The sequence below is a fragment of the Psychrobacter immobilis genome (genome assembly GCF_904846225.1).
GTDB lineage: Bacteria > Pseudomonadota > Gammaproteobacteria > Pseudomonadales > Moraxellaceae > Psychrobacter > Psychrobacter immobilis_F.
The window spans coordinates 142,669-160,938 of the sequence record NZ_CAJGZJ010000006.1; the positions used below are offsets into that span (position 1 = coordinate 142,669).

13 protein-coding genes and 2 tRNA genes are annotated in these 18,270 nt (G+C 42.9%); 5 read left to right on the plus strand and 10 right to left on the minus strand.

All coding sequences use genetic code 11. From position 1 onward, the window contains the following. Positions 1-213: 213 nt before the first annotated feature. From JMX48_RS06620 to JMX48_RS06645, 6 genes are all read right to left on the minus strand, one after another. On the minus strand, positions 214-1,161 hold the full coding sequence (locus JMX48_RS06620; RefSeq protein WP_201535814.1) for a ribose-phosphate pyrophosphokinase: 948 nt from the start codon (positions 1,159-1,161) through the stop codon (positions 214-216). A 110-nt stretch (positions 1,162-1,271) separates the two neighbouring features. Next, positions 1,272-1,347, minus strand: a tRNA-Gln gene (locus JMX48_RS06625). Between the two features lie 239 nt (positions 1,348-1,586). Beyond that, a tRNA-Gln gene (locus tag JMX48_RS06630) sits at positions 1,587-1,662 on the minus strand. 167 nt (positions 1,663-1,829) lie between these two features. Next, on the minus strand, positions 1,830-2,795 hold the full coding sequence (gene ispE / locus JMX48_RS06635) for a 4-(cytidine 5'-diphospho)-2-C-methyl-D-erythritol kinase (RefSeq protein ID WP_201535817.1): 966 nt from the start codon (positions 2,793-2,795) through the stop codon (positions 1,830-1,832). Between the two features lie 47 nt (positions 2,796-2,842). Further along, a complete protein-coding gene (lolB, locus tag JMX48_RS06640) occupies positions 2,843-3,472 on the minus strand; it encodes a lipoprotein insertase outer membrane protein LolB (protein ID WP_201535820.1) in 630 nt (209 codons plus the stop codon). A gap of 313 nt (positions 3,473-3,785) precedes the next feature. Next, positions 3,786-5,714: a tetratricopeptide repeat protein gene (locus JMX48_RS06645; RefSeq protein WP_201535823.1), complete on the minus strand. Its 1,929-nt coding sequence runs from the start codon at positions 5,712-5,714 to the stop codon at positions 3,786-3,788. Between the two features lie 550 nt (positions 5,715-6,264). Here JMX48_RS06645 and hemA point away from each other — a divergent pair. Continuing rightward, a complete protein-coding gene (gene hemA / locus JMX48_RS06650) occupies positions 6,265-7,701 on the plus strand; it encodes a glutamyl-tRNA reductase (RefSeq protein ID WP_201535825.1) in 1,437 nt (478 codons plus the stop codon). 677 nt (positions 7,702-8,378) lie between these two features. Further along, the gene (locus JMX48_RS06655; RefSeq protein WP_201535826.1) at positions 8,379-9,515 is read left to right on the plus strand and encodes an aminotransferase class V-fold PLP-dependent enzyme; all 1,137 of its coding nucleotides are present in this window, start codon (positions 8,379-8,381) and stop codon (positions 9,513-9,515) included. 99 nt (positions 9,516-9,614) lie between these two features. Here the strand turns inward: JMX48_RS06655 and JMX48_RS06660 are convergent, their stop codons facing one another. Continuing rightward, positions 9,615-11,279 carry an AMP-binding protein gene (locus tag JMX48_RS06660; RefSeq protein WP_201535828.1) on the minus strand — a complete coding sequence of 555 codons (1,665 nt, stop codon included), beginning with the start codon at positions 11,277-11,279 and terminating at the stop codon, positions 9,615-9,617. Between the two features lie 326 nt (positions 11,280-11,605). On the opposite strand from JMX48_RS06660, the gene JMX48_RS06665 reads away from it, so the two are divergent. Both JMX48_RS06665 and JMX48_RS06670 read left to right on the plus strand, forming a co-directional pair. After that, a complete protein-coding gene (locus tag JMX48_RS06665) occupies positions 11,606-13,741 on the plus strand; it encodes an NADPH-dependent 2,4-dienoyl-CoA reductase (protein WP_201535830.1) in 2,136 nt (711 codons plus the stop codon). Between the two features lie 152 nt (positions 13,742-13,893). Next, positions 13,894-14,850, plus strand: coding sequence for a hypothetical protein (locus tag JMX48_RS06670; RefSeq protein WP_201535832.1), 957 nt, complete (start codon positions 13,894-13,896; stop codon positions 14,848-14,850). Positions 14,851-14,970: 120 nt separating this feature from the next. On the opposite strand, the gene JMX48_RS06675 is transcribed toward JMX48_RS06670, so the two are convergent. Beyond that, positions 14,971-15,744, minus strand: a complete 774-nt coding sequence (locus JMX48_RS06675; protein ID WP_201535834.1) for a lysozyme inhibitor LprI family protein — start codon at positions 15,742-15,744, stop codon at positions 14,971-14,973. 154 nt (positions 15,745-15,898) lie between these two features. Between JMX48_RS06675 and JMX48_RS06680 the strand changes: the two genes are divergently transcribed. Continuing rightward, complete coding sequence (locus tag JMX48_RS06680) at positions 15,899-17,104, plus strand: serine hydrolase domain-containing protein (protein WP_201535836.1); 1,206 nt, start codon at positions 15,899-15,901, stop codon at positions 17,102-17,104. Positions 17,105-17,130: 26 nt separating this feature from the next. Here JMX48_RS06680 and JMX48_RS06685 read toward each other — a convergent pair whose 3' ends face one another. Beyond that, positions 17,131-17,547: a VOC family protein gene (locus JMX48_RS06685; RefSeq protein ID WP_201535839.1), complete on the minus strand. Its 417-nt coding sequence runs from the start codon at positions 17,545-17,547 to the stop codon at positions 17,131-17,133. A gap of 50 nt (positions 17,548-17,597) precedes the next feature. Then, complete coding sequence (locus tag JMX48_RS06690; protein ID WP_201535842.1) at positions 17,598-18,032, minus strand: hypothetical protein; 435 nt, start codon at positions 18,030-18,032, stop codon at positions 17,598-17,600. Positions 18,033-18,270: the final 238 nt, after the last annotated feature.

Here is an 18,270-nt window from a genome sequence, read left to right on the forward strand (position 1 = left end):
TTAAGCATGATCAGCACTTTTGATAATGCCAACCCCATTAAATTAATAAAACGGGCAGCACAGGCGCGCATTATACGTGTTTTTATAACAATAATAAAGACCTACGAAAAAGGCCTACGCAAAAAACAGCGCCAAGTAATAATACTTGACGCTGCTTTTTGATAATTCTATGTCATAACAAATAACGCTATCAGAAAATATAGCGATGATTGCTTAAACGTCAAACATTGCGCTAATAGATTCTTCATTATTGATACGGCGTAAGCTTTCAGCCAACATCGGTGCAATACTAACTTGGCGAATTTTGCTACAGGCTTTCGCTTCTGCTGATAATGGAATCGTGTCAGTAACAACCACTTCGTCTAGCGCAGATTCACTGATATTTTTCAGTGCATTACCCGATAAGACAGGGTGGGTGATATAAGCCAATACGCGACGTGCACCGTTTGCTTTAAGTGCTTCAGCGGCTTTACATAACGTACCTGCGGTATCGACCATGTCATCAACGATCACACAATCACGGTCACGAACGTCACCGATGATGTGCATCACTTGTGACTCATTGGCACGGGCGCGGCGTTTATCAATGATAGCCATATCAGTATCACCTAACTGCTTGGCCATTGCACGTGCGCGAACCACGCCGCCAACGTCAGGTGAGACAACCATGATGTTGTCATAATCTTGTTTTTGTAAGTCGTTCAATAGCACAGGCGTGCCATAGATATTATCGACAGGAATATCGAAAAAACCCTGAATCTGATCTGAATGCAAATCAACAGTCATGACGCGATCGATACTGACGATGTTCAGCATATCAGCGACCACTTTGGCCGAGATAGGAACGCGAGCTGAGCGTGGACGGCGATCTTGACGGGCATAACCAAAGTAAGGCATGACGGCTGTGATACGACCAGCACTAGAGCGACGCAATGCGTCAGCCATCATCATGATTTCCATCAAGTTGTCATTGGTTGGTGCACAAGTAGGCTGCATGATAAACACGTCTTTACCACGAACGTGTTCTTTGATTTCCACGGCAATTTCGCCATCAGAAAAACGCGTGATGTCAGCTTTACCAAGAGGTATATGAAGATGATCGGCTACGGTTTTTGCTAATTCAGGGTGGGCATTACCCGTAAAAATCGCCAAATAAGGCATGACAGAAGTCCTATTGATTGACTCAAGCAGCGACCGCTAAGCAGTGTCAAACTGCTCAAATTCAGAAAAGAGTGGTGAAAAGTATGGATGACTACTATTACAGTAAAAAATGGCAGGGGTAGCTGGACTCGAACCAACGGATGTCAGGATCAAAACCTGATGCCTTACCAACTTGGCTATACCCCTGTAATGTCTAGGTTGTGTACATCGATATCTAACAATAACTTTTAATAAAAATCATTATTAGAGTAATGTCACGACCTGTTCGTTATTTGATAAACGGATAAACCGTCTAAAATATAACTGTTCCCTAACGGTGCTCATTGCGAACTATACCGAAACGGGGATAACGTTGTCAATGTCAATAAGTAGCTGTCTATAAACCACTTGTAACAAATGCATATCAAACGCTTTGAGCTTAAAAATGGCAGGGGTAGCTGGACTCGAACCAACGGATGTCAGGATCAAAACCTGATGCCTTACCAACTTGGCTATACCCCTATTGAGGCGACCTATTATAAGTAAATTTTCAGATTTTGCAAGTCATTTGCGCCTTTTTCTGGCATTTATTCATAAATATTGAATGATGGCTTTAGTTTAGCCAGTTAAGTTTGCTAATCTTCTCGCTGCCGTCCTTTAAATGATCGACTGTAAAATGGTTACAATTTTTATTTTAAACTCCCAACCACAAATCCTGTACAAGGCGAATCTTCAATCCACTTTGTCAAAAGCGCTTGATTACTTGTGACGCTCCTATCCAACGGTAAGAACACCGCGCTACCAGAGCCCGTCATGCGTGCTATGCTGAGTGCTTGTATCTCTAACCCTTGCAAATATCTGAGTGCTTCATCGACAGCAGGAGCAAGGCTCGTTACTACTGGCGTAAACGCATTTTGGTAAGGCGTATTCAAATTTTGAACGTAATGATTAGACTGATTTTTAATCATATCAATCGATAGTGGCGCGATATCTCGCTGTAGTTTGGGATGTGCGAATAGCTTAGCGGTATTGACATGTGCGTTTGGTGTTAGCACTAAATACTGCTGCTCAGGCAGATCAATCGCTGTCAGCTCCTCGCCAATGCCTGTGGCAATGGCATCTTGGCCAAAAATAAAAATGGGCACATCTGCGCCAATTTTTGCGCCAATGTTTATCAGCTCATTTTGATTAAAGCTAAGCTGCCAAATCTCATTGAGCGCGAGCATGGTCGTTGCAGCATTGGACGAACCACCACCCAATCCTGCGCCCATCGGCAAGCGTTTATCTAACGTGATACGCACGCGTTTTAACTGTTCAGGAAGGGCATCTGACTGTATGGCAAACGCTAGCAATGCACGCGCCGCTTTAAAGATTAAGTTGTCTTCTATATCGGCAGTTATCGTCTCGATACCAGCCAATACCAATAGCTCATGACAGAGTTTATTAGCATCTGGTTTAATATTAGCCGTCTGTATCACGGCATCATCAGCCAGCCAAAAATGCAGATAATCGCCCCAATTGAGCAGGCGAAAAACGGTCTGCAGATTATGATAGCCATCAGGCCGTTTGCCCATGATGTGCAAAAATAAATTAATTTTTGCAGGTGATAAACGGCTAATAGTGGTAGTGGATGAAACGGCTAAATTCTCAGTCATAAAAAGCGGTCTTAAGAAGCGGTGATTACAGATATAGTAATCATGACTTAGTGATTGATAGTCATGACAACCTTGTTGCCTTGTGGCTGAACGGCTGTGATTTTGTTGGGCAGTTTATCTGCGCCACTGTAGGTAAAGCTGGCACGCCAATCGCCATTTACCGAGCTAATTAAGCGGTTTTGCGCATCCATTTGTGGTGCGCTGTCTGAAGGTGCTGGGCGACCAGATATCCAGTAAGGCATTTGCGAGATAGGCGCTTGCCAGCCAGTCGCTTTTTTGAGCAATGTCTCAGGATCATCGGCGGTCAATGTCCCTGTTTTTTCGCTGACCAAAGTGGCCGTTTGACCATTGTATTCTATGTTGGTTTTACCGATACCCAATGCGCCAATCAATTCAATCGCAAAACGATCGTTTTCTTGTCCCCATGCATAAAACGCACTGCCGCCTTGGGTTACTGTGGTGTCATTGGCAGCTGTCGTGACGCCAATTTTTCCGGTGATCTTGAAGCTCTCTAGCTTCTGTGGTTGCGTCGCGTTTGAACCTTGCATGGTAGTAGGCTGCGCTGCTGTGCTACCCGTTTTTAATGACTGACAGCCAGACGTGATGGCAATTGCCGCCGTCATGGCAGTAAATAGAGCCAATTTATTGGGTTTATAAGAAGATGTGAGTATTGACATGATGTTTCCTCAAAAATAGGCAAATTTACAAAGATATTAGGGCGTGTTCTCAATTCAAACGATAGTATCTAAATGGGCTAAAAATGGCTAAATTTTGCCAAACATCGTCAAATAGCTGATTAATATCCCGATATTATTTGCACTATTCTTCTCGTTTGACCGCAATTTATCTCATTTTTATGACCATTTTTAAAATGAGGCCACGTCCTAGCTTAAGTTTTATTTGTTACTCGGTTATACGTGGTTGTTAGCTTCTTATAATAGCCTTGTAATCGTAAGAGCTTGGGCGATTTATCTCGTACGAAATACCTTATTAATATAATTGTATACGGTCATTTATATTGTGCTGTCCAAATGAGAAGCGCTGCTGTAAGTCTGTGAGTAGGGTCTCGACTCTAGCATTGTCACCCAAGCCTTGATAAGCGCGCAGTAATAACGTTCCTGAGCGTAGCGTTGGGAATACATCATAAGGCGTTTGTAGATAGTTGATGACTTGTTTATAGTCTTCGTTGGCTAAAGCATTGCTTGCGAGCACATTGAGGGCTTGTAGATGCAGATCATTGTCATAGCGTGGGTCATCGTAACGGATTTGAATAATAGCGGTTGCCAATGCAAGACCTTGCTCAGAGCTACGTTCATTGGCGAGTAGTAGCTGTGCGTAGCTAAGCTGATAAGACAGATTGGTAGGATCTAATGCTTGCAAATGATTGAGCAAAGTCCGTTTAACAATGTAGTCTTTTTGGTCATCAAGTAGCTGGGCGCGAGCAAACAGCAACGCTTCATTATCCGGATACTTACGAGCTGCTCGAGTTAATAAACGCAAGGCTTCTTCGGGTTCGTTTTGCTGCCATAAAATATCGGCTTGCAGCACAAATGTGTCAGGCGCGAACACGGTAAAGTCTTTACGCAGTTTTTCTAAGGTGGCGATTGCCGCATCAACATTGTTATCAAGCATTTCAAAGTCCACTACTTTTCTACGAGCTTCTAACACCAAGTCTTCTTGCATGACGCCATTGAAATAGTATTTGGCTTGCTCAAAGCGCTTCTGGCGCTCGGCACTGATACCGAGATAGTAGTAGGCTTGATCCAGATAAGATGGAGATTTTGCTAGCATATTGAGTAGCTGGTCAGCGCTATCGTATTTTTCAATATCCAAGCTTACCAAGGCAGCAAGTAAGGTGATTTCTTCGTCATCATTAAAGCGGTCATGTGCTTTGAGCAACAATTGCCATGCTTCTTGACTCTGCTTTAAGTCCAGCAAATAGCGTATCTCATATAAATACAAGCTTTTACTATCAGAATTGCGTAGGCGGGCTTGGTCAAGGTATTTAACCACTGTTTTGGCGGTGACGATTTTGCGCATTATGTCCGCTTTTAGCGTGATAAAAGGAACGTAATCGGGTTGGCGTTCTAACGCGCGATTGATATGCACGAGGGCAGTTTCAGGCTCATTAAACTGGTAAAGCAAACCTGCTTTTAAGACGGACAATGACGCATTTTGTTCACTATCGAGTGGCTGCAAAGCGGCAAGCAGTTCGCGTTTGTCCTCATCATCGTTGGGATAAATGCCGATCAGGATTTCACTTAAATCTGCGCGAGGGTCATAACGTAAAATACGGTTGAGAGTCTCACCTGCTAAGAGATAATCATGCGCGCGTAGTGCTAAATGTGCCACATAAAACCACGCGGGCACGTGATCTGGGTTGTGGTCTTGCCATGACTTAGCAAAGTGTAATGAATCCTCAACTCTTTCAGTACGCAAAGAGAGGCTAAGGGCTCTTTCAAACACGGCAGTTGCATCTTCTTTGAAGGATTGCTGCTTGTAGATAGTGACTGCTCGTATTTTATCACCACGATCTGCTGAAAATTCTGCATCCAATAGCGCGTACAAGCTGGGCTCGCTATGCTCAGGTTGCCATAAACTTGTTGGCGCTAGGCCATCGACATTCGCTACATTTTCGATGGGCTGGGTATTTTTATCGATGTCTTTATCATTTTCGTTTTTGAGAGCCGTTGAGACTTCGGATACGTTTGCCTCTAGCAAGTCATCAGGCTGATTGGCGTGGGCAGGTGTTACTAGGCACAGACAAACCGCCAACGATAACGTTAGCCTGTAGTGTTGGCATAGACGTTCAAGCACGACCTGTAATAAAGCACGAAGTCTAGACTTGTCGGCATGCGCAAGTGGTAATCGCAAATGTGATCTAAACTGTGATTGAAACAATGACCCAAAAAACATCATAGATAGCCATATTCGCCCATTGCTTATCTATATTGATAAGGCAATTTTATGTTAATCATTTCAACTAAATCGTCGGTAACGAGTACCCATGACCAGTATTATACGAGGACATTGACACGATAAACAATAGTGCCCATGTTACTGCAATATTGGTAATAATTATACTATCAATCATGTTTGTACAAAGCCTCATTTACTGAGGTTTTATATCAGTCTCGCTTTTTGTTATTTCTCAAAATTGGTCATAGTATATTTAAAATATAGCAAGTTAACGTGAAGGAAGCGAACAGTTTATGTTTACTTATATGACCACTCACTAAAACCCAGCTATTGGTTTTATAAATCGTATCAGTAGTTGATTTGTTACAAAAGTGCCCAAATACAAGCAAAAAGCCATCATAGCTGGGTGAGTGTTAATTAAATCTGGCAATAATGATATAATAAGCGATTTTTAGAATCTTCGGCTCAGCACTGACGCCCAAAACTGTCTTTTAAAAATAACAAGATAGCTTGGTTGGCAGATGAGTGTCATGTTTATGGTCTATCAATAATGAGATTAGTGGTCATTGGGGTCAATCACAAAACTGCACCAGTCGCTCTTAGAGAGCGCTTGGTACTTGTGGGTGACGATGTGAGCATTGCTCTCAAACAATTAGAAGCATTGACTGATGGTAGTGTGATTGTTTCTACCTGTAATCGTACTGAGATTTATGCGTTAGTTCCGCAGACTTTAACGGTGCAAGACTCACAATCTTTAGCCACACAGTCCTCATCCGCACAAGCGTTAGACTCACAAGCGTCAGACTCACAAGTGATTGAGACTGACGTGCCAGCAAATACTGATAATACGTTTAGCAGTAGTGCGGCGCTCTCCTCTGCCGCCATCAGTGCTCATATCGTCAAGATTAAAACGTGGTTGGCTGACTTTAAGCAGTTGCCACTGACTGAGATTGATTCATACCTCTATGTGCATCGCGATACTCACGCCCTGACTCATTGGCTTAGAGTTGCCGCAGGGCTTGACTCTATGATCTTGGGTGAGCCGCAGATACTGGGTCAAATCAAGCGCTCCGTACACTTGGCTCAAGATCAAAAAGTGTTGAGTAATCAGCTCGGCTGGATCGTCGATCAAGTGTTTGCGGCAGCTAAGCGTGTGCGTAATGAGACGAAAGTTGGCGCACAAGCGGTGTCTCTTAGTTTTGCGGCGGCTAAATTGGTGACGCAAATATTTGATGATCTGCCCAGTCGCACCTTACTTATTGTCGCGGCAGGCGAGATGAATCGCTTGGTAGCCACGCATATCGCTGGGCTTGGGGTAGGGCGAGTGATTATTTGTAATCGCAATCCTGAACGGGCGGAAGCGCTGGCTGCTGAACTGCGTAATCCTAACCGCCGCGTGGAAGTCAGAACATTGCAAGAGTTGCCGCAAGTATTGGCAGAAGCCGATATTGTCAGCAGCTGTAGCGGTAGTATGGATTTATTAATTGACAAAAATATGACGGTGCAGGCGCTAAAGCGTCGTCGTTATCAGCCAATGCTGATGATTGATTTGGCAGTACCGCGTGACATTGACTCCAACATTGGCCGTATAGATGATGTTTATCTGTACTCTGTTGATGACCTACAGCACGTCATTGCTGGTAATATCGAACAGCGTCGGCAAGCGGCGGTAGAGGCAGAGCTGCTCGTTAGCCAATTGGTTGTTGAGATGGATCGTCGCTTTCAGGTACGGCAAGTGGGCAAAGATATTCAGCAGTATCGTACGCGTACCCATGATCAAGTGGATAAACTGCTACATGAGTCCATTGCCAAGTTGCAGCAGGGTGACGCCAGCCCTGAGGATATCATCATTGAGCTGTCACGACGTTTGACTCAGTCGCTGACGCATGCACCATCGAAGCTCATGCGCAAGGCTGCTCGCGAAGGTGACAGCGAATTACTAAATTTTGTTGTATCAGGATTACAAGACGCTGATCGTGGTCGCTAAATCAACGCTAATATAGCGATCTACTATTTATTAATAATTTCCAATATTTATCAACTCTACTTACCTAACTCTTCTAATTATCTCGCGCGCTATCGTTAAATGAGCGAATGGTTGTTAGCCTATATCATCCCTGTCAATTACCTCCATTGTATGAGCAGCCTTGTTTGATAAGCCTTTATCAAAAGTCAATAAAAACTCATGCGTACAAAGCCCATTGAGCAACGGCAATCGCGCTAGGATATAGTGCTATATTGTCAACTCTGCCTTATATTCTATACGCTTAATCATTATCTGATATCTGATATCTGACACCTGATACCAGTAACCAGTAACCAGTCACTATGACCTTTAGTAAAATTTAGTCATCATATTGTTTAAGAATAATAGTTGGCTAACCTTGTTTTGCTAGGCTGGTCGAGATAGTATTTCGATATGGTATATAGATTTTACGGTGGTTAGGGCATGTCATTAATTAGCACTCTTAATCATTTAGTGGTCTTAAAATGGCTAAATTCTGTCAAACATTGTCAAATAACGGGTTAATATCTCGATATCATCTGCGTTATTTTCCTTGTTTGACGGCAATTTATCTCATTTTAAGCCTCACAATCTAAATGATGACACGCCCTAATTTCAGAGAAACCTTAAATAATCTAACAATAAACTAGGAGCGTCCAATGACCGCATTACGTCAAGATATTGATCCAAATGGCTTATTAGAATATTCAGTGGTCTATACTGACCGTGCCCTAAACCATATGTCTAGCGTTTTTCAGCAAGTGATGAACGATCTATCTAGCGAACTAAAATCAGTGTATAACGCTGATGCAGTCGTGATCGTGCCGGGTTCTGGCACTTATGGGATGGAAGCGGTTGCGCGTCAATTGGCCAATGATGAAGATTGTCTTATTATCCGTAACGGCTGGTTTAGTTATCGCTGGACGCAAATCTTAGAAAAAGGCAAGATTGCCAAATCATCTACCGTGCTAACTGCTGAACGTATGGACGATAGCGAGTCGCCAAAACCATTTGCGCCAGTTGATATCGACAGCGCTATTGCCAAGATTAAAGCCGAAAAACCCGCCATTGTTTTTGCGCCGCACGTGGAAACCTCAGCCGGTATTATTTTACCAGATGACTATATCAAAGCATTGAGCGATGCCGTTCATAGCGTTGGTGGACTACTGGTCATCGACTGCATCGCTTCAGGTTGTGTTTGGTTAGATATGCAAGCTTTGGGTATTGATGTTCTGATTAGTGCCCCGCAAAAAGGCTGGAGTAGCACGCCATGTGCAGGTCTTGTGATGCTTAGTGCTGCGGCAATCAAAAAAGTAGACAGCACCGAATCTGATAGCTTTAGCCTAGACTTAAAGCAGTGGTTGAACATCATGCGCGCCTACGAAAATGGTGGTCACGCCTATCATGCGACCATGCCGACCGATGGCTTACGCCAGTTCCGCGACGCGCTTATGGAGGCCAAAGACATTGGTTTTGATAAATTGTGCGATGCGCAGTGGGAATTGGGCAAGCGTATTCGTAACGTTTTGGCGGATAAAGGCATCGAAAGCGTTGCAGCTGAAGGTTTTGAGGCACCAGGCGTGGTCGTATCTTATACTGACCGTGATGATATGCATAAAGGCAGTGCCTTTGCGGAAGCGGGCATGCAAATCGCCGCTGGCGTACCGCTAAAAGTTGGTGAGCCTGATAATTTTAAAACCTTTCGCTTAGGTTTGTTCGGTCTAGATAAATTGACAGACGTTGATGGCGCAGTCGCGCGTTTTGAATCAGCGCTTGAAACCGTTTTGGCTAAATAATTCGCATCATTCAGCCATTTTTTCGACTGACAAGTTCTTGAACAAGCTCCTAAAAAATACTGAACCATAGCGCTAGGCTAGGTTCAGTATTATCAAAACTCACTTAGCGCTAGCCGTTACTTTTTGCGTTTCATGTGCCAATGATTTGGCGGCTTGGCGTAGCTCAAATTTCTGCACTTTACCCGTACTGGTCTTTGGGATTTCTGCAAAAATAACATGTTTAGGGACTTTAAAGCCCGCTAAATGCTGCTTGCAATGCTCGATCACATTATCGCGCTGTAAAGTACTGCCATCATGAATCTCGATAAAGGCAACGGGTACCTCGCCCCATTTGTCATGTGGCGCGGCGACGACAGCACAGCTTTGAATTTCAATCATTTTATACAAGATATTTTCGACCTCGATACTAGAGATATTTTCACCGCCTGAGATGATGATATCTTTGAGCCTGTCCATAATTTTGATATAGCCATCAGGGTATTTAACGCCCAAATCACCCGTCCGAAACCAGCCATCGGTAAAGGCAGCTTCGGTTGCTTTACGGCTTTTTAGATAGCCTTTCATGACCATGTTACCGCGCAGTGCCAGCTCACCCATCTCTTCGCCATCGGCGGCAACGGGTTCAGTGGTACCTTGCTTAAATACATCAAAGCCTGTCATAAGATGAGACGTAACGCCTTGGCGTGACTTTTTCTGTGCGCGAGTGGCCACATCGAGCTCACGCCATTCTTCTTGCTCAGCGCAGACAGTGACTGGTCCATATACTTCGGTGAGCCCATAAACGTGAGAGATATGAAAGCCCATTTCCTCCATCGCCGCGAGCATCGTTTCAGAGGGCGGTGCACCAGCAACCCAGCCTTTCACTTCGTGGGTGATAGCATTTTTATATTCAGGCTTGCCGCTTGCAATCATATTGTGTACCACAGGCGCTGAGCAATAATGGCTGACTTTGTATTTAGCAATCAATTGCAAAATCAAATCAGCATTTATCTGACGCAAACAGACGTTGACGCCCGCGCGCTCAGCGATCGTCCATGGAAAGCACCAGCCGTTGCAGTGAAATAATGGCAGCGTCCACAAGTACATCGGGTGCTTGGGCATGTCCCAATCTAAAATGTTGGACACAGCGTTGAGCGTGGCACCGCGATGATGATAGACCACGCCTTTAGGTTTGCCAGTCGTACCAGAGGTATAGTTGAGGGCAATGGCGTCCCATTCATCCAATGGTTTTTCCCAATTATCCAAACTATCAGAGCTGGTAATCAGTTCGCTATAAGTCATTTGTCCAAAACGCTCGATATCAATGGCAGCATCAATCGAGTGAATGACGATTAAGTTAGGAAACGTTTCCTCGATAATCTCAGCGTGTTCAGCAAATTCACTGTCTAATATTAAGACTTTGGCCTCTGAGTGCTGCAAGCAAAAGGTAAGCGCATTGATATCGAGACGGGTATTTAGGGTACACAATACGCCGCCTGACATCGGGACGCCAAAAGCGCACTCAACCATCGCTGGCGTGTTCGGTAGCATGACCGCCACCGTGTCATTTTTATCAATGCCGAGTTTACGCAGGCCATCCGCCAGTTGTCTGCAACGATCGTAAGTCTGTTGCCAAGTTTGGGTCAGATTATTGTGTTCTAAATCGTCATAGATGATGGCGGTTTTATCAGGATAAACTTGTGCGCTACGAATGATAAAATCAATAGGAGTGAGCGGTTGATGGTTGGCAGTATTTTTGCCAAGTCCGGTGTGAAAGTCAGTCATTGTGATCGTCCCTTATCGTTGTTGTAATAGGCAATGAGGCCATGTTTTATCAAAACTACTGTAGCAGTAACGGTTAATTATGAACAGTCACAAGTCAAAATTTGGCAGATTTTGTATTCTTTATTTGACCAAATATCATAAAGCAATGCCATCAGTAGCGTTTACTGACAGCGAGTATTAATTTAGTGTTCACTCATCAGTCGTTTGTCTGCGTAGCTGATAATAATGGCGGTGTGTTACGATAGCATCAACGCTAACGCCCTGAATTGCATAGCATCACTGTTTTCACGAAGCATTCCCAGCAAATCGTTCATAAGGAAAATAATATGCCCGCCAGCCGCACTGCCAATACGATTGACACCGCCAGCACCAACGAACACTATCCGCATTTGTTTGAACCACTAGATTTGGGCTTTACCACGCTTAAGAACCGTTTGGTCATGGGCTCGATGCACACAGGGCTTGAAGACCGTTTTTATAATTACGGCAAACTGGCAGCGTATTTCGCAGAGCGTGCCAAAGGCGGCGTAGCGATGATGATTACGGGCGGCATTGCGCCCAATCGCGAAGGCTGGTTGTCGCCTGTTGGTGGCATGATGAATACCAAAGCTGACGTGATGAATCATCAGCGCGTCACTCGTGCCGCGCATAAGTATGACAGTAAAATCATCATGCAAATCTTGCACAGTGGTCGTTATGGTTATCAGCCATTCGTGGTGTCATCAAGTCCGATCAAATCGCCAATCTCGCCATTTAAACCGCGTAAGATGAGTATCAAAAATATCGAGCAGACGGTAAAAGATTATGCTCGTTCTGCAAAATTGGCTAAGCAGGCGGGTTATGATGGTGTTGAAATCATGGGCTCAGAAGGCTATTTGCTCAATCAGTTTTTGTCACGTCATGTCAATAAACGGACGGACGAATATGGCGGTGATATTCAAAATCGTATGAAGTTTGCCGTCGACGTGGTCAAAGCGGTTCGCGAAGCGGCGGGCGAAGATTTTATTATCCTATTCCGTTTATCAGTGATTGATTTGGTCAAAGACGGTAACGTCATGGATGAAGTCATCACCGTCGCCAAAGCGTTAGAAGCCGCGGGCGTGACTATTATGAACACGGGCATCGGCTGGCATGAAGCACGTATTCCGACGATTGTCACCAGCGTACCGCGAGCAGCGTTCGTTGATTTTACCGCTGAAATTAAAAAGCATATCAGTATTCCTATGATGGCGGCCAACCGTATCAACATGCCGGAAACGGCCGAAGAAATCGTCGCCAGTGGTCAGGCGGATATGATTCAAATGGCGCGCCCGTTCTTAGCTGATCCAAACTGGGTGAATAAAGCCAAAAATGGCGAAGCCAATCGCATCAATACCTGTATCGCCTGTAACCAAGCTTGTCTAGACCACACGTTTGCCAATAAACGCTCGACTTGTCTGGTCAATCCACAAGCGTGCTACGAGACCGAATTGGTTTATAAAAAAGCCAAAAAACCCAAAAAAGTTGCTGTCATCGGTGGCGGCGTCGCTGGCATGTCAGCGGCGCACGTGGCCGCACTGCGTGGTCATAAAGTGACGTTATTTGAAGCCAAAGATATCTTGGGTGGACAGTTTAACTACGCTAAGGTCATCCCTGGTAAAGAAGAATTCTTTGAAACCATTCGCTACTATATCAATGAGCTTGAGCACTTAGGCGTTGAGATTAAACTCAATACCAAAGTCGATAAAGCCATGCTTGAGAAAGCCAAATTCCATCACGTTATCGTCGCTACGGGCGTTGTTCCTAGAAGCTTGGCAGGTAAGTTGGAAGGAGCAGATTTGCCACAAGTGATGAGCTATGCAGAATTGCTCTCTGGTGAAAAATCAGTCGGCAATACCGTTGCCGTCATCGGTGCGGGCGGTATCGGTTTTGACGTGAGTGAATATCTGACCGCCAAACATGGTCAGCCGCTTGATGAGCTAGGTCCTGAATTGCTAAAAGACCCAAGTTATCGTCCAAAAGCCCAGTCGATTAGCGAATGGCGTGAAGAGTGGGGCGTGACTGGTGATACCGATTATCAAACAGAGGGTGGTTTGATTAAACCTGAAGCCATCAAACCAATCCGCCAAGTGTATCTCATGCAGCGAACCAAAGGGCGTTTGGGCGGTGGTCTCAATAAAACCACAGGCTGGGTACATCGTGCTCATGTCAAATCGCATGGCGTCATTCAAGTGTCGGGCGCTCAGTACAACAAAATCACCAATGAAGGTGTTTGGATCACCAACAATCAAGGTCAAACGCAATTGTTACGTGTTGACAGCGTGGTCGTCTGTGCTGGTCAAGAGTCGGTGGTCGAGCTGATGCCAAATGTTGGTGATGCACCAGACGCGCAATATCATCTAATCGGTGGCGCAAAACTCGCTGCTGAGCTGGATGCCAAACGCGCGATTCGTGATGGGGCTGAGGTTGCGGCAAGTATTTAATAAGTCATTTAAAGTAGTCAATTAAAAAACGGTAGGGAAGCAATTTCCTGCCGTTTTTTCTGTTTAAATAATTTGCAATTATTCTACATTTGAATGATAGTGAGAAATGACAATTTGCCCGTAAATCACTTCCTATTTGAAGATTAAATGTTATGAGAAAAGACCACTTTTTATTAGATGGTATGAGCTTTAAATGGGGCGATAAATTAGCTGATGTCAAGTCTCAGCTCTCAACCAATAGAATAATCAGTGAAAACGATAATTCTTACGCTACAGATAAAACTTTGACCATAAAGTTATCAGAAATCTGGTCTATTAAAACCAATTCATGTGAATTTAGTGCACCTGATGACGATAGATTAATTCATCGAATATGGATTAATTTACCTCCAATTCTATTTGGTAAATACCGAATAATTAGACAGCTCGAAAAGTATTTAGGTCCTAAATCTGATGCTAGTACTGGAGATAACCGGGGTAGTGGTAGCGTAATAAAAAACTGCAACTGGAGATTTGATAACTGTGTTATCGGTGTCAGTATTTATGGTGATCTACGCCTAGAAAATGATGAGGTGAACATGGGACTTTTATATATAGATTTAGAAGACGTTGAACTCTTAGATTCATTGTACTCAAAACCTTTAAAGGATATAGAGTCCAACCTTATTAATAAAATAAACTTTAACACTATTGATGTTTTTCAAATGCAATCAGCACAACGTGCTTCATGGTCAATGGAAACTATGAGATTTCCAAATCATAGCACTAACTTTATTTCTAGAGCGTTTAACGGATTTTATAAACGAGCGTTATTTCAAACGCCATCAGCTATTCAATCGCAGATTTCAAAATTTCAAATTTGTACATGGCAATCGATAATCGGTGATTATTACTTATCAAACTATTGGGAAACCATAGCGCTAAACAGCACTCTCAAAACATCATGGTCTAACCTATTACCTGCTAAAGGCAGAGGTCATTGTTCTGTTTCGATAGGAGATTTTACTGTTAGTAATGAGCATAGTAGGTCTGAAACACAGGTGTTTATTAAACACCTTGAAAGTATAACTAATACAAGCATAGCGTGTTATGAAAGCTATGATTGTTAGGGAATTTATACAAAATTATTTTTAAACCATATAAAGAGCAAGCGTAATCTGCCAAATCTGCGACCTTGACATCTAATGATGGGCACGCTTAATTTTACTCTATATAAAGATTTAAAGCGGCTAACTCACCTCACGCTTTAATACAATACCGTCAAAATAACCTCGCATACCACAATGTCGCTCTCTATATCGATTATCAATGTCTTTTAATAATAATTGAGTCTTACCTTTATAGAGTGCTGGATACAAACGCAGTTCAGCGGTTTCATCTTGCAGATCATCGTTGATGACCCAATGGTTTTGTGACCACGTTGCCTTACTCGCTTCAATCTCACAGGTATGCCCATTGGTAAAAATTAAAATGCTATCAATAATGGCAAGATAAGGTTTAATGGATACATTACGAATCGATAAAGTATTGGTCGTTTCTCCCATATCATCCCACTGTTTGCTATCTGGATTGTACATTGAGATTTGAGAATTTTGAGAAAACTTACCAAAAGCGTTTTTCGTTAGTAGTTCATAACGGCTTGGCTTATTTAAATAACTTCCTGCCACACCATGATGATTTTTATTTCCGATATATTCTTTATACTCTCGAATAAGGCACTTGGTACCTTTGCAAGTATTCCGTTGAAAATTTAGCCACAATTTCTGATCTATAATCATATTGTTTTTATAGGCTTCGATGTCCTCTTCATTAGCTATATTAGCGAGATCTCGTTTATATTTTTCTGCCATAGCGTCATCAAGCTTTGATAATTCATCATTCGCACAAACCGTATTTTCTACCCAAGTAGCTGCTTTGCTGCAATCAAAACTGGCTGAATGTGCCGCAGTAGATAATAGGGCGGTGCCTAAAATACTCATAATGGCTAAGGCTGATTTTTTCATATTATCCTCATCATTTAACGTTTGATTGAATGTTGATAAATACATAAGACTTTATTTTCTAAGGCTAAACATAAATATAGCATTATTGCCATTAAATACCTTATGATGATTTTAAGGTAGGAGCAAAGTAACGCCATATAAAAAGGATTTTGACATGGCATCTTTAAAGGCACTGTTTAAATGGATTGTATTGCCGATCATAGGGCTGTTAGTTATTATCAGTCTGGGATTAGTAGTGACAGGCAATTGCTATATTTTTAGAGGCGTTCAACTCACTTATCTAAAAGGCGAAAACACCGCCAATATTGATGATTATGTCGATTTTGATAATCGTACTATCCGCGCTAAAAATCCTATCGCATGGGACAAATCTCCGAACTTCGACCAAATCAAACTAACGTCTACCTTGCAACAGGCTTTGGACAGCGATGATACCATCGCCTTTGCGATTATCAAAGATGGCAAATTGCTTTACGAAAATTACTGGCAAGGCTACAGCGCCGACTCGCATACCAACAGCTTTTCGATGGCAAAAACTGTCACTACGATGCTGTACCTAAAAGCAGTTGAAGACGGTTATATCGGTAGTATCGATGAGCCAATTACCAAGTGGCTACCTGAATATGCTGACAACAAATATGCGCAAAACTGCACCCTCGCAGATTTCTCAGCGATGACCTCGGGCTACGATTGGACAGAGGATTATTACTTTCCTATCAATCCCACTGCGGAATCTTATTATGGTCATGATTTAGTCAAGCAAATGGTCAATCGTGACTTTGTTGAGCCTTGTGGTGGCCCGTTTGAATATTCATCCGGCGACACGCAAATGCTTGGGATTGCTTTGTCGCGAGCGTTAGAGCCGCATGGTTATACCATCTCTAGCTATTTAGAAGAGAAGTTTTGGCAGCCACTGGGCATGCAAGGCGACGCTTATTGGTCACTTGACGGCTCAGAGAGCATCGAAAAAGTATATTGCTGCCTAAATGCCAGCGCTTTAGATTTTGCCAAATTTGGGCAGTTATTGTTAAACGGTGGCGAGTGGCAAGGCAAGCAGTTGCTTAGCAAAGCGCACGTTAATTTTATGATTAGGCCCAACGCGCAAGCATTTCCAAAGGGTTCTCCGCAAGTTTACGGGCATTCAGTGTGGACGGATATGGATAGTCCCATTCCTTTTTATGCCATGCTGGGTCATTTAGGTCAGAGAGTATTAGTGCTGCCCGAAGAGAATGTGATTATCGTTAGACTAGGCAAACAAAAAGGCTTACCCACGCCAGTAGAAGGATTTCATTTAGAGCTAGATTTAGGTCAGTATGTCACTGAGGTGAAAGTGATTTTAGATGGTTTAGCGGTTGAGTGATGGTTTAATTTTGCCAAGTACTCATTTTACCAACTACCAATATTTTCCATCGAAATCCATGGCTCAGCGGGTGCCAAATGTTCACCATCTTGGAGTAGCTCAATTGAGATATTATTAGGGTCTTTAACGAAGGCCATATGCCCATCTCTAGGCGGTCTTAATATGCTAACACCTGCTGCCATAAATATTTCGCACTGCGCATATATGTCATCAACTTTGAAGGCAAAGTGGCCGAAATTTCTGCCATTTGGATATTCTTCCTCGTCCCAGTTGTGAGTGAGTTCAATCTCTGGAGCACCGTTATGGGTCGCTAAAAAGTACAAGCTGAATCGTCCCGACTCAGAATCTTTTTTTCTAAGAAGCTTCAAGCCCATCAGTTCACAGTAAAAGCTTAAGGTCTCTTCTAGTTTATTTGTTCTAATCATTGCATGTAAGTATTTCATAATCACGCCTTTAGGTTAATTTTTTTCTAAAAAATCTTAGATAAAGTGGTTTAGTGTTTATAGTCATCGCAATTAATACTTGAAGCGTATTCAGGTTTTTTGATATCTAGAGCATTATCACCACTCATCCAGTTTCTTTTATTTTTTGGTATTTGTTTGCCATCTAAGTAATGTTCAAATTCTCTAGAATGCTTTGTTTCAAAATTATTACCGTCACACACATTAATGAAGAAATACACAATATCGTCGCCTGTCGATGTTTCAAAATCTGTCGTTGATCCATAAACGTAAGGTTTTTGAATATACCAACTATCAACGGCTGTCACTTTGCCTGCAATTTTTTCACCTTTGTAGATTAAATAGTAATTTTGACTAGAGATATACCTCAGTTTTAACTTACCTAGGACTGGAGGCTGATAAACCTTATGATTAAGGAATAATAAAATAAGAAACATAAGTATTGTTAGGATGGATTTTTTTAACATTTTATATTCTTATTTTTTATTATATATCAGATTTTAATAAGCAATGCCTGCTGAACTCGCGATTCTATTGCTGTTAATAATGCCGCTAATTGCTCAAGCTATCTTCAATATCACCCAATGTGAGACCTGTTTCTTGGGTGCTATAGATGGTGATACCTGTATGAACCGCCCCGACTATATCGGAGAGTGATTTACTTGAGTCAGGCAGCAATGCCTGACAGGGTTAAATTATCATAAT

Bases quoted from the DNA above. Each gene is read 5' to 3' on its own strand.
- JMX48_RS06660 (WP_201535828.1), bottom strand. From the start codon at position 11,279: ATGACTGACTTTCACACCGGACTTGGCAAAAATACTGCCAACCATCAA.
- hemA (WP_201535825.1), top strand. From the start codon at position 6,265: ATGAGATTAGTGGTCATTGGGGTCAATCACAAAACTGCACCAGTCGCT.
- JMX48_RS06685 (WP_201535839.1), bottom strand. From the start codon at position 17,547: ATGAAATACTTACATGCAATGATTAGAACAAATAAACTAGAAGAGACC.
- JMX48_RS06680 (WP_201535836.1), top strand. From the start codon at position 15,899: ATGGCATCTTTAAAGGCACTGTTTAAATGGATTGTATTGCCGATCATA.
- JMX48_RS06620 (WP_201535814.1), bottom strand. From the start codon at position 1,161: ATGCCTTATTTGGCGATTTTTACGGGTAATGCCCACCCTGAATTAGCA.
- lolB (WP_201535820.1), bottom strand. From the start codon at position 3,472: ATGTCAATACTCACATCTTCTTATAAACCCAATAAATTGGCTCTATTT.
- JMX48_RS06655 (WP_201535826.1), top strand. From the start codon at position 8,379: ATGACCGCATTACGTCAAGATATTGATCCAAATGGCTTATTAGAATAT.
- JMX48_RS06645 (WP_201535823.1), bottom strand. From the start codon at position 5,714: ATGATGTTTTTTGGGTCATTGTTTCAATCACAGTTTAGATCACATTTG.
- JMX48_RS06665 (WP_201535830.1), top strand. From the start codon at position 11,606: ATGCCCGCCAGCCGCACTGCCAATACGATTGACACCGCCAGCACCAAC.
- JMX48_RS06675 (WP_201535834.1), bottom strand. From the start codon at position 15,744: ATGAAAAAATCAGCCTTAGCCATTATGAGTATTTTAGGCACCGCCCTA.
- JMX48_RS06690 (WP_201535842.1), bottom strand. From the start codon at position 18,032: ATGTTAAAAAAATCCATCCTAACAATACTTATGTTTCTTATTTTATTA.
- JMX48_RS06670 (WP_201535832.1), top strand. From the start codon at position 13,894: ATGAGAAAAGACCACTTTTTATTAGATGGTATGAGCTTTAAATGGGGC.
- ispE (WP_201535817.1), bottom strand. From the start codon at position 2,795: ATGACTGAGAATTTAGCCGTTTCATCCACTACCACTATTAGCCGTTTA.